Genomic DNA, 12,791 nt, shown 5'->3' with positions numbered 1-12,791 from the left:
AATTTCCAATTTTAATCCGCGTCGGAGTGGTTCCGAGCGGCCGAAACTTACCTTCGGGCGGCTGCGAGCCGCCCCTATCTAACCCGTATGACGAAGAAACCCAATCTGCTGTTCGACTTTGGCGGCGTTATTATCAACATCGACTACCAGCGCACGCTGGATGAGATGCGCCGTTTTAGCCCGGCGGGCAGCACCATTGCCTTCAACCAACAAGCACAGGCCGAGCTGTTCGACCAGCTAGAAACCGGCCGCCTCACGAGCGAAGCATTTCGGGAGGGGCTGCGCACGGGCTACCAGCTCACGGCCACCGACGACGAGCTGGACGCCGCCTGGAACGCCATGCTGCTGGATGTGCCCGCTGAGCGTCTGGCTCTCATTTCTGAGCTGCGCGAGCAAGGCCACGAAACGGCCCTGCTCAGCAATACCAACCACATGCACATCAACGTTATCAACCAGCAGCTACAGGAGCAGTACGGTTTCGCGCATGGCATTGCCGATGCGCTGGACCGCGTGTTTTATTCCCAGGAGGTAGGGCTGCGCAAGCCCGGCGAGGAGATTTTCCGGCACGTGCTGCGCGAAATGAACTGGAAAGCCGAGGAAACTCTTTTCATTGAAGACAGTATCCAACACATTGAAACAGCCCGCCGCCTGGGAATACAGACCCTGTTCCTGGCGCCGCCGCTGACGCTCACCGACGCTTTGCCCGACGCCATTCGTGCCTTCTCCCCTACCTCTGCCTGACGCCGAAGCCCCCACGGCTGGCGACGATTCCGCTTCCTATACCCTAGCCGATGCCCACGAGGCGTTCGTGCGCTACGAGCAGCCCGAGCCGCCGCGCTGGCGTGTGTACGGCCTGCACCTGCTGCTGTTTCTGCTTACGCTGGTGACTACCACGCTGGCGGGCATCATGCTCACGCGCGGCGGGTTGGATTTCCTACCCCTCGACGTGTTCGGGCTGCGGGGCGAGGCCTTGCGCACAGAGCTGAGCCGGGGACTATGGTTTTCGGTGCCGTTTCTGGGCGTGCTCACGGTGCACGAATTTGGGCACTACTTCACGGCGCGATATAATCGGGTGCGCACTACCCTACCCTACTTCATTCCGTTTGTGCTGGGCATTGGCACGTTTGGGGCGGTTATTCGCATCAAAGACCGGATTTTCTCGCGCCGGGAGTATTTCGACATTGGCCTGGCCGGGCCGTTAGCGGGCTTCGTGGTGGCGGTTCCGCTGCTGATGTATGGCTTCACGCATTTGCCGCCGCTGGCCGATTATTTATTCCAGATTCATCCGGAATACCAGCAGTTTGGGGCCGATTATGCGCGCCACGTGTACCCACCCGGCGCCCAGGGCATCACCTTTGGCAAGCCGCTTATTTACCAATGGCTGGAAAGCTGGCTGGCCGATCCGACGCGTTTGCCGCACCCGTATGAGTTGCTGCATTATCCTGTGCTCCTAGCGGGGGTGCTGTCGTTGTTCTTCACGGCGCTCAATCTCCTACCCATTGGGCAGCTCGATGGGGGGCACATCCTATACGGTTTGTTGGGTTACCGGCGCTTCAACCGGCTGTCTACGGTGCTGTTCATCGGCTTTATTTTCTATGCCGGATTAGGAATTTTCTCCCTGCACTCTGACCGCGACACGTGGCTCTACGGCGGCGTGCCTTACGCGCTGTACCTATTTGTGGTATTTCGGAAGCTGCTGCCTACTCCCGCCCGCACGGTGTTGCTGGCGGCAGCCGTGTGGTTTGGGCAGCTGGCACTTACGGTGGCCCTGCCTGGTGTGCTGGGCAACCCTGGCTGGCTGGTCTTCGGTCTGCTATTGGGTAGGTTAACTGGTGTGCACCACCCACCCGCCCCCGACGAAAGTCCGCTGTCGCCGGGTCGCAAGGTGCTGGGCTGGCTGATGCTGGCGATATTTGCACTGTGCTTCACCCCGGCACCGTTTCATTGATGAATAGTGAGTGATGAGTTTGTGCAGTTGTGAGTGAAGAAAGCCTGTCATCCTGCGCTTGCGAAGAATCTTTTGCCAGTTGAACTAGTCGTTTTTGCGATGGTCGTTCTACCTTTAAGAAGGTTCTTCGCAAGCTCAGGATGACAGCCGTGTTTTCTATCCACAATTTCACAAACTCACCGCTCACCACTCCCAACTTGCACCCACTGAATGGTTTTAGAACAACGCTCTCTTTTCTCTACTACCCAACTTACGTTGCGTGCGCACGGCGTACACGTCAGCAAGCGCTCTGTCACTGGCGACGTGCTGCTGGAATTTGAAATGCCGTACGAAGAGGTATTGCCCGTGCGCGTGGAGAAGCGCCGCCCTACCCTGCCGCACCGCTGGCGCACGTGGCTGTTTGTATTAGGCTGGCTAGTGGTGAATGCGTTAGGCAGCTCCTACGTGCGCGACCGGCTGAGTCATAACGTCTGGCTGGCCGCTACGGGCGGCGTATTGGTGCTGGGCTTGATGCTGTACGGCTGGAACACCTGGCGGCGCTATTTTGTGCTCGTTACGGCCCGCGCCCACGTGGTGCTGTCCGATAGGTGGCGGCAGCGCCGGGAGCTGCACCGCTTCGCCGACAAGCTGGAACAAACCACCAAGGCCTACCTTCGCCACCACTACGCCGACATCAACCCCCTGGGCCTAATTGAACCTCAATTACGCCGCCTGCATTGGCTCCGCGAGCTAGAAGTCATCACCGAAGCCGAAGCCCGCATCGGCACTGTGCGCCTCACCGGCCGCCACTCCGACACCATCCAAAGCATGGGCCAGGAACTGGAAGCGCCGTATGTGAACTAAGGGTGAAGTTGAGAATAGAGTGAGTAAGAGGTAAAAAAAGTGTCTGTCATCCTGAGCGGAGCGAAGGACCTTATCACAGATGAACGACTATCGTACCAACGACTCGTTCTACCGTAAGAAGGTCCTTCGCTCCGCTCAGGATGACAGACACTTTTTTATTTCAAATTCTCAACTTCACAAACTCACAACTTCACCTTCTACCCCAACGCGGCTACGCCGGGTAGCTCTTTGCCTTCCATGTACTCCAGGAGGGCACCGCCGCCAGTACTGATGTAGGAAACCCGGTTAGCAAAGCCCAACTGGTTCACAGCTGCGGCCGAGTCGCCGCCGCCGATGAGGGAGTAAGCGCCGTTTTCGGTGGCTTCGGCCACAGCGCGGGCTACGTACTCGGTGCCCAACGAGAAGTTCGACATTTCGAACACGCCCATTGGACCATTCCACAGAATGGTTTTGGAGTTGCGAATGATGTCGGCGAAGATTTCGCGCGACTCGGGACCGATGTCCAGGCCCATCCAGCCAACCGGAATGCTGTGGTTGCCGGCCACTTCAACGTCGGCGTCGTTGGCAAATTTGTTGGCGATGAGGCTGTCGCCGGGCAGTACCAGGTTCACGCCTTTGTCTTTAGCTTTCTGAATGAGGCTGGCGGCCAGGTCGACCTTGTCGGCTTCCAGCAGCGAGTTGCCGATGCTGCCGCCCTCGGCTACCGAGAACGTGTAGGCCATGGCCCCGCCAATGATCAGGTTATCTACCTTATCTAGCAGACGCTCAATTATTTCTATTTTATCCGAAATCTTGGCACCCCCCATGATGGCGGTGAAGGGATGCTCGGGGTGGTCGAGCACTTTCTTGGCGTTATCCAGCTCGCTTTGCAGCAGGTAGCCGCCTACCCGGTCTTCGGGGGCGAAGTATTGGGCCATCACGGCCGTAGAGGCGTGGCGGCGGTGGGCCGCACCGAAGGCGTCGTTCACGTACACGTCGCCGAGGCGGGCGAGCTGCTGGGCAAATGCAGGGTCGCCTTTCTCTTCTTCGGCATAGAAGCGCACGTTGTCGAGCAGCAGGATTTCGCCGGGTTGCAGGTTATTCGCCATGTCGGTGGCTTCCTGGCCGAGCACGTCGCCGCCAAATTTCACTTGCTGGCCATACTCTTGTTGCAGGCGCAGCCCCAGGTTGTAGAGCGAGTTTTTCTTATCGGGGCCACCTTTGGGCCGACCCATGTGCGAGAGCAGCACCACGGAGCCGCCGTCGGCCAGAATTTTCTTGATGGTAGGCGTAGCAGCCCGGATGCGGGTGTCGTCGGTGATGCGCAGCTCGTCGTCGAGAGGCACGTTGAAATCGACGCGCACCACCGCGCGGTGGCCGGCAAAGTTGTATTGATCGAGCGTTTTCATGGGTGAAACGGTTGGGTTAGGTACCGTCTTATACGCGACGGCGCCGCGTAGTTCGGGAGAATTTTGGAAATGTTGCGTGTTGATGCGTGTTAATTTACCCATCATCCTGAGGGGAGCGAAGGACCTTCTCACGGTAGAACGAGTCGTTGTGACGCCTGCCGTTCTGCCGTGAGAAGGTCCTTCGCTCCCCTCAGGATGACAGACGCACAATAACGCTACCCTCCTACGCGCTGCTTTTCCGCGCTACTCCTCCTACCTTTGCACTACGTATGAAAATAGGCATCTTCTTCGGCGGCACTTCGCGCGAGCGGGAAATTTCGTTTGCGGGCGGCCGCACGGTATATGATAATCTGGACAAGGCCCTGTTTGAGGCCGTGCCCATCTTCGTGGACAGCCGCGGCAACTTTGTGTTGCTGGATTGGCAGTACATCTACAAAGGCACCATCCGGGACTTCTACCCGCCCGTGTCGGCCCTACCCGCCTCCGAGCACAAGCTGCAAGTGTACCTCGAAAGCCTGGGTGATTTGACGCAGCAGGAGCAAGACCAGATCATCAGCGAGGTAGGCCGCCGCGTGGCCCCGCACGAGCTGCACGAGCTGCTGGACTTTGCCTTCCTAGCCTTGCACGGCCCCAGCGGCGAAGATGGCGCCATACAAGGCCTGCTGGAGTGGTACGGCATTCCGTATTCCGGCTCGGGCATTTTCCCCTCAGCATTCGGCATCGATAAGATTGCCCAGAAGAAGTTGCTGAAAGCATTGGGCCGCCCTACCCCAGATTTTCGGGTGATAACGCAGGAAGATTGGGATGCCGCCGACCCGGAGGCTACTCTTGCCTACCTCACGCGGGAGCTGGGCCTACCCCTCGTATTCAAGGCCCCGCGTCAGGGTAGCAGCATTGGCGTGAGTATCCTGCGCGACAACGACGTGGCCAAGTTCCGCGCCGCCGTGGAACGCAGCCTGTTCCGCAAAACCGTGTACCGCTCGGAATGGGCGCAGTTCACGGAGCGCGACAAGCTCGTGTGGGTGCAACAGCTCACCGACATCCGCGAAGGCATCGGCCTGCCAGTATCACTTGAAGCTGATAGCTCTGAACAAGAAGCCAGCAGCCAATTACTCTACCATCCGGAAGAGCTGCTACGCGTTCTAAACGAGGCTTTCTTGACCGCCGACGAAGTGCGCCTAACCAACGCCGACGGCGAAACGCAGGTGCTGGTGGAGCAGTTTGTGCACGGGCGCGAGTTTTCGTGCATCGTGGTGGAGGACCCCACCGGAAACCCCTTGGCCCTACCTCCTACCGAGATTGTGAAGGGCGAAGAGATGTTCGACTACCGCTCGAAGTACCTGCCCGGCCTCTCGCGCAAAATCACGCCCATCGACCTGCCGGAAGCCGATATTCAGCGCATTCGGGAGCAGTGCGAGGAGATGTTCCGCACATTTGGCTTTCAAGTGTATGCGCGCCTAGATGGCTTTATGACGGCCGATGGTGAGCTGTTTTTGAATGACCCGAACACCACCTCGGGCATGTTGCCGGCGTCGTTCTTCTTCCACCAAGCTGCGGAGATTGGGTTGAATCCCAGCCAGTTCCTCACCTACCTCGTGCGCACCTCCCTGGCCGCGCGGCGGCGGGCGGGCATGAAGCCGCTGCAACTGGCTGGCCTCTTGTCACAGTTAGACGAGGCCGTGGCCCAGCGCCAGCAGGAAGACCGTCCGCGCACCAAGGTAGCCGTGATAATGGGCGGCTACTCCTCGGAGCGGCATATTTCGGTGGAAAGCGGGCGCAACATTTATGAGAAGCTGTCGTCGTCGGCTAAGTACCAGCCGGTGCCGGTGTTTCTGACGGGTAGCAGCGAGGATTTCCGGCTGTATGTGCTGCCTATCAACGTAATGCTGAAGGACAACGCCGACGACATTCGGGAGAAGATTGAGCAGCACGAGGCCGGTCACGATCTGCACCCGATCTTGCAGCGCATCCGCCGCGAAGCCGAGAGCATCACCAGCACCTATGCCGGGCAGCCCACGGCCCAGCCCCGCCACATCTCCTTCGAGGAGCTGGCCCAGGAGGTAGACGAGGTATTTATTGCCCTGCACGGCCGCCCCGGCGAGGACGGCGCCCTGCAAACCGAGCTGGAAAAGCATGGTCTACCCTACAACGGCTCGGGCACGGCCAGCAGCAGCATTACCATCAACAAGTTCGAAACCAATAAGCGCCTGCGCGAAGCGGGTCTGCGCGTGGCCGAGCACCGCATGGCTACCCGCCTGCAATGGGAGGCCGACCCGGAAAACTTCTACCACGAGCTGGAAACACAGTTCCCCTACCCCTTCATTGCCAAGCCCGCCGACGACGGCTGCTCCTCGGCCGTGAAGAAAATCAAGACGCGGGAGGAGCTGGTGGCGTTCTGCCGCCTCATCTTCCGCAATCAGCAAGACCTGATGCCCGACGCGGCCACTACCCTGCACCTAGGCTTCAAGGAGGAGTTTCCGCAGAAGGACGCCTTCCTAGTGGAAACGCTGATTGACCGCGACGGCGCGGCTCACTTCCTAGAAGTGACTGGCGGCCTGCTCACGCATTGGAGCGAAAACGGGGCGCTGGAAATTGAAGTGTTCGAAGCGTCGGAGGCGCTGGCTACGGGCGAGGTGCTGAGTTTGGAGGAGAAATTCCTGGCCGGCGAAGGCCAGAACATCACCCCCGCCCGCTACGCCCCCGACCCTGCCGAGCGTCAGCGTATTTCCGATGAGGTGAAGCAGGAGCTGCGCCGCGTGGCCGAAATCCTGGACATCCAGGGATACGCCCGCATCGACGCGTTTGTGCGCGTGCGCCAGACCGGCGCCGTGGAGGTCATCATCATCGAGGTGAACTCCCTACCCGGCATGACGCCCGCCACCTGCATCTTCCACCAAACGGCCCTCAACGGCTACACGCCCTACCAGTTCATCGACCAGATTCTGGAGTTTGGCAAAGCGCGGCAGGAGAAGGCAGCTTTAAATGCCGGAGAATAAAGAACTGTCATCCTGAGTACAGCAAAAGACCCTCTCACATCTGCACAACAGGCGCAACAACGACTCGTTCGCACGTGAAAAGGTCCTTCGCTCCGCTCAGGATGACAAACGGTTTATTCCCACCCTCAATTCTTAATTTCGAATTCTTAATTTTTAATTGAATAAATGGCTTTCCTGAAATCCGATACGCCTTTCGACGTGGTGAAGCACCTGGTGGTGATTGGCGTGCTGGGCGCGGCGCTGCTATTTGCCTTTTTCTTCGTGTACCTGCCGATTTCGACCAACCACGGCGAAACCATTATGGTGCCCAAGATAACGGGGATGCAGATGGACGCGCTAGAGGACTACCTCGACGAGCGCAACCTGCGCTATTTCGTGGACGACAGCACGTATGAGCCCGGCGTGCGCCCCGGCACCGTGCTGATGCAGGACCCCGCTCCCGGCGAGTTTGTAAAGGAAGACCGCAAGATTTACGTATCGGTGGTGAGCAAGAACCCGCCGCAGATCAAGATGCCGAACCTGAAGGGCGGCTCGGTGAAAAACGCCCAGATGATCTTGAAAAGCTACGGCCTGCTAGTGGGCAAAATCACGCTGGTGCCCAATCTGGAGCAGAACGCCGTGCTGAAGCAATTGGTAGCCGGTCAGGAAATAGCGCCCGGTGCAGCCCTACCCAAAGGCACCAAGATTGATCTGGAGGTAGGCGACGGCCTGGGCAACCAGGAGTTCCCGGTGCCCAACGTGGTAGGTATGCCTGCCGACGAGGCTCTGACACTGCTGGCAGGCCAGGGCTTGCAGCTGGGTGAGAAGTTCTACCAACCCGCCACCGCCGACCAGCCCGAGGGCACCGTGGTGAAGCAGCGCCCGGCGGCTACTGGCAATGCCACCATCCGTATGGGGCAGCTGGTAGATCTGTGGATTGCGGGCAGCGAGCCTACCTCGCTCACGCCGGTAAACTAAAGCGGCGCCGGGTGGTATTGAAGTAGGGTAGCGCGGAGCTGGCTGGCTCCGCGCTACTGCTTTCGTACCAAACCGCCGGCCCTAACGTTTAGCGTCCGTAACTTGCCTGCCGATGAACTATCTGCTACGCGTCTTTTGCTTCTTGCTATTGCTGACGGCGTTGGCTGTACCCAGCCGCGCGCAAACGGTGCGCCCCCTCGAAGCCGACCCAGCGCGAACTACCAACGTCCGGCCCCGCGTGGCGCAACGCCCGGCCCTGGTTTCCCTACCCTTCTTCGATGATTTCACGCTTCCGGTGGAAGGTGCCCCCAGCCTAACACGCTGGCTACCGGGCGGCGCACTTGTCAACAACCGTTTCCCGGTGGCGCCGCCCAGCCGGGGCGTGGCTACCCTCGATGGCCTGAGCGCCAACGGCCAGCCCTACGGTCCTTCCACCGCCTACAACGACACGGATACGCTTACGTCCCAACCCATTGACCTTGCCGGCCTTACGGCAGCCGACAATGTGTACTTGAGCTTTTATTGGCAGGCCGGCAGCATAGTGGGCGCCCCGCAAGCCAACAGTGGAGCGCGCCCTGTGTACCTACAACTGGAGTTTTTGGACCGCAACCAAGCGTGGCAGGTAGTGTGGCAACAGCTCAGCACAGGAGTGCGAACTACGTTTCAGGAGCAGTTTTTTGCTATCAATACTCCTGCCTACTTGCACGGCAGCTTTCAGTTTCGCTTTCGAGCAGTAGGTAACTTGGCTACTACCCGCGATGCCTGGAGCATCGACTACGTGCGGCTCGACCGCAACCGCTCTGCCACCGATAACTCCATTCAGGATATTGCTACTAGTGTTCCTCTCAATAGCCTGTTGAAGCGCTACGCAGCCATGCCAGTGTGGCAGTATAATGCAGCGGCAAACCCAACGGATGAGTTGAACGACCAGGTAACGACCACAGCAAACAACTTCGACGCCATTGTGCCCACGCCCGTGCCCTACATCGGTACCGTTCAGGTATTGCCCAACGGGGCACAGGCAGTTTTTCTGAATGAGACTCGGTCATTGGATGCCAGTGCGCGACAGTTCCCCATCACGGGTAGTCTGCGTAGCACGCCCCTACCTCTCACCGCTGAGTCTAAACGCGTGCGCTACGAAGTGGTGCTGAACACCAGTGAAGCAACCCCACGCACCCTCCCCAACGATACGATTTACCGGGTGACGGAGCTGAATAACTATTACGCCTATGACGACGGTTCGGCAGAGGCAACCTTCAACGTACCGCGCGGCAGCACTGGCCCAGCCGGCTACTTTGTGTATCGCATCGACCTGAATAAGTCCGACCAACTTCAGGGCCTGCGCCTGTATCCTCTTCCTTCCCCTACCGCTACCAGCCAAGGCATTGTAATAGCTGTATGGAATGATAATCAAGGCAAGCCTGACCGAGAGGCAATAGCCACGCGTGCCTATGCCGTGCCCACTACCCTCCCGGCTGGGCAGCAGTATGTAGATGTCAATTTTGCCGCCCCAGTCCCCGTTAGTGGCACTTTTTACGTGGGCTTTGCACCCACCAGCGACTTCCTGAATTTTGGGGCTGATCTGAATAGCAGCGTTCCAACTGGCTATCTGCTATCGGGCTTCAATGGTACCAGCACCTCCCAGGGCACTTGGAATGTTGCAACGGCTATACCCGCCTACGCACCCATGATGCGCCCGCTGCTTACCAATGGCATTACTACGGCCACTACGCCGGCCGGAGTAGCGGCTGCTCTCACGCTGTATCCCAATCCTAGTGCTGGCCGGGTGCGGGTAGAGGGGCGCTACCAGTCGGCTACAGTGCTCGATGCGTTGGGCCGGGTGGTCTGGCAGCAGCCCGTGGCGCAAGCCGGACAGGCCACCCTAGACTTGCAGGCTCTGCCAGCGGGTCTCTACTTGATACGCCTTACCCTCCCCGACGGCAGTACCATCGTTACCAAGCGCTTGGTTATCAGCAAATCGTAATTTTCATTCCCTCCTTTTTTTATCCATGGCCGACATCACCGCCCCCGAACTCAAGCAACGCCTGCAAGCCGGCGAAACACCCACCATTATTGACGTGCGGGAAACCTGGGAAAACGAAGAATCCCGCATCGACGGCAGCCAGAACATTCCGCTGGGCACCCTACCCGACAAGCTCGATGATCTGGAGGAGTTGAAGGATCAAGAAATTATTGTGCATTGCAAGAGCGGTGGGCGGTCAGCCTCAGCTAAGGCCTTCTTGACCCAGCAGGGTTTCACGAATGTGCGCAACCTGCTGGGCGGGATGCAGAGCTACCAACAGAGTTAATTTATTATTTTTCAGTAGTGTATGCTGATCCACCTACCCTGGGCCGGGGTTGTATCCTACCCAGGGTAGGCGGCTTGGCGTATCCTTTGCATATAGGTTGCATATAAATTTAATTTTACACAATTAAACATTACGTCCGCGTACCAGTTATTATTGCACTTTCTCATGGCACAAGCTCCCGAACATACCACGTCCGAAGAAGATTTCTCGCTGCTGAAGCTGGAAAATCAACTGTGTTTTCCACTCTACTCGGCGTCGCGGCAACTCACCAAGGCCTACCAGCCCTATTTGCGTGAGTTGGATCCCGATCTGACGTATCCGCAGTACTTGGTGTTGCTACTGCTGTGGGAACACCAGGAAATGACGGTGAAGGAGCTGGGCGAAAACCTGCTGCTGGACTCGGGCACGCTTACGCCCCTGCTTAAGCGCATGGAGCAGAAGCAATGGGTGAGCCGCCGCCGCGACCCGCGCGACGAGCGTTCCGTGATTATTGGACTGCTGCCCGCGGGCGAGGTGTTGCAAAAGCCAGCCTGCTCTATTCCCAAAGGTCTGCTGGCCAGCCTCGAAATCTCTACGAAAGAGTTGGCAACGTTGCGCCGCCTGCTCAATCATGTTATCAAGAAGCTTACCTGACGCCGTTGCGCGTCGCACTTTTACTTTTTTTCATTTCCCTCCCTTAGTTATATGAGCATTCAACGCTTGTACACGGCGAAAGCCAAAGCTACCGGTGGCCGCGACGGCCGCGCCCTCTCCAGCGACAACGTTATTGACCTTCCCCTCAGCACACCCAAGGAGATGGGTGGCCCTGGAAAAGAAGGCGCTACCAACCCCGAGCAGCTATTTGCCGCCGGTTACGCCGCCTGCTTCGACGGCGCCCTGAACCTGGTAGCCCGCCTGGAGAAAACGCCTATTTCGGGTAGCACCGTAGAAGCCAGCGTGAGCTTCGGCAAAGACGGCGACAACTACGGCCTAGCCGTAGATCTGCACGTGAACATCCCCGGTATGGAGCAGGAGCAGGCCGAAGCCTTGGTAGCCAAAGCGCACCAGGTATGCCCCTACTCGCGTGCCACCCGCAATAACATCGAAGTCAACCTGTCGACTTCCACCAACGCCTAACGGCCCTGTCGTTGCGCAACGCGTTGCTTTCCCGCTTCGTTGGGAAAGCAACGCGTTTCTGTTTTCCACCCTTTTCATACCACACCATGAGCAACCGCACCATTCTGCTGGCTAGCCGCCCCCAGGGCAAGCCTACCCTCGAGACGTTCCAATTTGAAGACCGCGAGCGGCCTACCCCCTCCAAGGGTCAGGTAGTGCTGAAAACTCTCTACGTTTCCGTTGACCCGTACATGCGCGGCCGCATGAGCGACGCCAAATCCTACATACCGCCCTTCGAAGTAGGTCAGCCAATTAGTGGCGGCGTAGTGGCCGAGGTAGTGGAAAGCCAGCACCCGGAGCTGTCGGTAGGTACGGTGGTGACCGGCAACCTGCCTTGGCAGGAGTATAGCCTGTCGGATGGCAAGGGCCTGACGCCGGTGCCTACCGACGGGCCGCCTATCAGCTACTATCTGGGCATACTAGGCATGCCGGGCCTCACGGCCTATTTCGGTCTGCTTGATATCTGCCGACCCAAGGAAGGCGAAACCGTGGTGGTATCCGGTGCAGCCGGCGCCGTGGGCTCGGTGGTGGGCCAGCTGGCCAAGATCAAAGGTGCCCGCGTGGTAGGCACCGCCGGCTCCGATGAGAAAGTGGCCTACCTCAAAGAGTTAGGTTTCGATGAAGCCATCAACTACAAAACCACGCCCGACATTGCCCAGGCCCTAGCCGACGCCTGCCCCGATGGGGTAGACTGCTATTTCGACAACGTAGGCGGTGAAATCACCGATGCCGTGTACAATCTGCTGAATACCCACGCCCGCATCGCGCTCTGCGGCCAGATATCGACTTACAATGCCGAGGAAACGCCAGTGGGTCCGCGTCCCGAAGGCAAGCTGCTCAAAACCAGCTCTATGCTACAAGGCTTTATTGTGAGTAACTACGCCGAACGCTTCCCCGAAGGCGTGCGCGAGCTAACGCAGTGGGTAGAGCAGGGCAAACTCACTTTCGAAGAAACCATTACGGAAGGATTCGACCAGATTCCAACGGCTTTCTTGGGCTTATTTACCGGCGAAAACACCGGCAAAGCCCTTGTGAAAGTAGCCGACCGCGATGCCGCGTAGAGCGGATGGTAATCCTACCCTAAAAAGCACGATACATCTAGCAAGGCTGGCGAGGAAATTGCAGTACCCCTCCAAGTACCTTTTAGCAGAATTAGCCCTTCTGCCGAATGGATGAGCACAGCCCCGGCGCCTTT

Annotated in this window: 11 protein-coding genes; 10 read left to right on the top strand and 1 reads right to left on the bottom strand. The window is 58.5% G+C overall.

Annotated elements, in window-relative coordinates; translation table 11 throughout:
• Positions 1-87: 87 nt before the first annotated feature.
• The 3 genes from J4D97_RS13985 to J4D97_RS13975 all read left to right on the top strand — a co-directional run bounded on the left by J4D97_RS13985 (position 88) and on the right by J4D97_RS13975 (position 2,791).
• Positions 88-741, top strand: a complete 654-nt coding sequence (locus tag J4D97_RS13985) for an HAD family hydrolase (RefSeq protein ID WP_208308083.1) — start codon at positions 88-90, stop codon at positions 739-741.
• Positions 716-1,948, top strand: a complete 1,233-nt coding sequence (locus tag J4D97_RS13980; RefSeq protein ID WP_347879346.1) for a site-2 protease family protein — start codon at positions 716-718, stop codon at positions 1,946-1,948. Before J4D97_RS13985 ends, J4D97_RS13980 begins: the two co-directional genes overlap by 26 nt.
• A gap of 210 nt (positions 1,949-2,158) precedes the next feature.
• Entirely contained in the window at positions 2,159-2,791 is a 633-nt protein-coding gene (locus J4D97_RS13975) for a hypothetical protein (protein ID WP_208308082.1), read from the top strand.
• Positions 2,792-2,988: 197 nt separating this feature from the next.
• On the opposite strand, the gene J4D97_RS13970 is transcribed toward J4D97_RS13975, so the two are convergent.
• Positions 2,989-4,179: a phosphoglycerate kinase gene (locus J4D97_RS13970; protein ID WP_208308081.1), complete on the bottom strand. Its 1,191-nt coding sequence runs from the start codon at positions 4,177-4,179 to the stop codon at positions 2,989-2,991.
• 269 nt (positions 4,180-4,448) lie between these two features.
• Here J4D97_RS13970 and J4D97_RS13965 point away from each other — a divergent pair, with 269 nt between their 5' ends.
• From J4D97_RS13965 to J4D97_RS13935, 7 genes are all read left to right on the top strand, one after another.
• Positions 4,449-7,175, top strand: a complete 2,727-nt coding sequence (locus J4D97_RS13965; protein ID WP_208308080.1) for a D-alanine--D-alanine ligase family protein — start codon at positions 4,449-4,451, stop codon at positions 7,173-7,175.
• A gap of 165 nt (positions 7,176-7,340) precedes the next feature.
• Complete coding sequence (locus J4D97_RS13960; RefSeq protein ID WP_208308079.1) at positions 7,341-8,132, top strand: PASTA domain-containing protein; 792 nt, start codon at positions 7,341-7,343, stop codon at positions 8,130-8,132.
• Between the two features lie 112 nt (positions 8,133-8,244).
• Positions 8,245-10,116, top strand: coding sequence for a T9SS type A sorting domain-containing protein (locus J4D97_RS13955; protein WP_208308078.1), 1,872 nt, complete (start codon positions 8,245-8,247; stop codon positions 10,114-10,116).
• A gap of 25 nt (positions 10,117-10,141) precedes the next feature.
• Positions 10,142-10,441: a rhodanese-like domain-containing protein gene (locus J4D97_RS13950; protein WP_185282918.1), complete on the top strand. Its 300-nt coding sequence runs from the start codon at positions 10,142-10,144 to the stop codon at positions 10,439-10,441.
• A gap of 165 nt (positions 10,442-10,606) precedes the next feature.
• Positions 10,607-11,074, top strand: a complete 468-nt coding sequence (locus tag J4D97_RS13945) for a MarR family winged helix-turn-helix transcriptional regulator (protein ID WP_208308077.1) — start codon at positions 10,607-10,609, stop codon at positions 11,072-11,074.
• 51 nt (positions 11,075-11,125) lie between these two features.
• Positions 11,126-11,557, top strand: a complete 432-nt coding sequence (locus J4D97_RS13940; protein WP_185282916.1) for an organic hydroperoxide resistance protein — start codon at positions 11,126-11,128, stop codon at positions 11,555-11,557.
• Between the two features lie 86 nt (positions 11,558-11,643).
• Entirely contained in the window at positions 11,644-12,657 is a 1,014-nt protein-coding gene (locus J4D97_RS13935) for an NADP-dependent oxidoreductase (RefSeq protein ID WP_208308076.1), read from the top strand.
• The last annotated feature ends 134 nt before the right edge of the window (positions 12,658-12,791 follow it).

Origin of the sequence: Hymenobacter defluvii (assembly GCF_017589435.1) — a bacterium.
In the GTDB taxonomy this organism is placed as follows: Bacteria; Bacteroidota; Bacteroidia; order Cytophagales; family Hymenobacteraceae; genus Hymenobacter; species Hymenobacter profundi.
The sequence above is the reverse complement of the archived record's forward strand: the minus strand, read 5'-3'. Positions and strand labels throughout refer to the sequence as shown.

Bases quoted from the DNA above. Each gene is read 5' to 3' on its own strand.
- J4D97_RS13940 (WP_185282916.1), top strand. From the start codon at position 11,126: ATGAGCATTCAACGCTTGTACACGGCGAAAGCCAAAGCTACCGGTGGC.
- J4D97_RS13975 (WP_208308082.1), top strand. From the start codon at position 2,159: ATGGTTTTAGAACAACGCTCTCTTTTCTCTACTACCCAACTTACGTTG.
- J4D97_RS13960 (WP_208308079.1), top strand. From the start codon at position 7,341: ATGGCTTTCCTGAAATCCGATACGCCTTTCGACGTGGTGAAGCACCTG.
- J4D97_RS13970 (WP_208308081.1), bottom strand. From the start codon at position 4,179: ATGAAAACGCTCGATCAATACAACTTTGCCGGCCACCGCGCGGTGGTG.
- J4D97_RS13965 (WP_208308080.1), top strand. From the start codon at position 4,449: ATGAAAATAGGCATCTTCTTCGGCGGCACTTCGCGCGAGCGGGAAATT.
- J4D97_RS13950 (WP_185282918.1), top strand. From the start codon at position 10,142: ATGGCCGACATCACCGCCCCCGAACTCAAGCAACGCCTGCAAGCCGGC.
- J4D97_RS13945 (WP_208308077.1), top strand. From the start codon at position 10,607: ATGGCACAAGCTCCCGAACATACCACGTCCGAAGAAGATTTCTCGCTG.
- J4D97_RS13935 (WP_208308076.1), top strand. From the start codon at position 11,644: ATGAGCAACCGCACCATTCTGCTGGCTAGCCGCCCCCAGGGCAAGCCT.
- J4D97_RS13955 (WP_208308078.1), top strand. From the start codon at position 8,245: ATGAACTATCTGCTACGCGTCTTTTGCTTCTTGCTATTGCTGACGGCG.
- J4D97_RS13985 (WP_208308083.1), top strand. From the start codon at position 88: ATGACGAAGAAACCCAATCTGCTGTTCGACTTTGGCGGCGTTATTATC.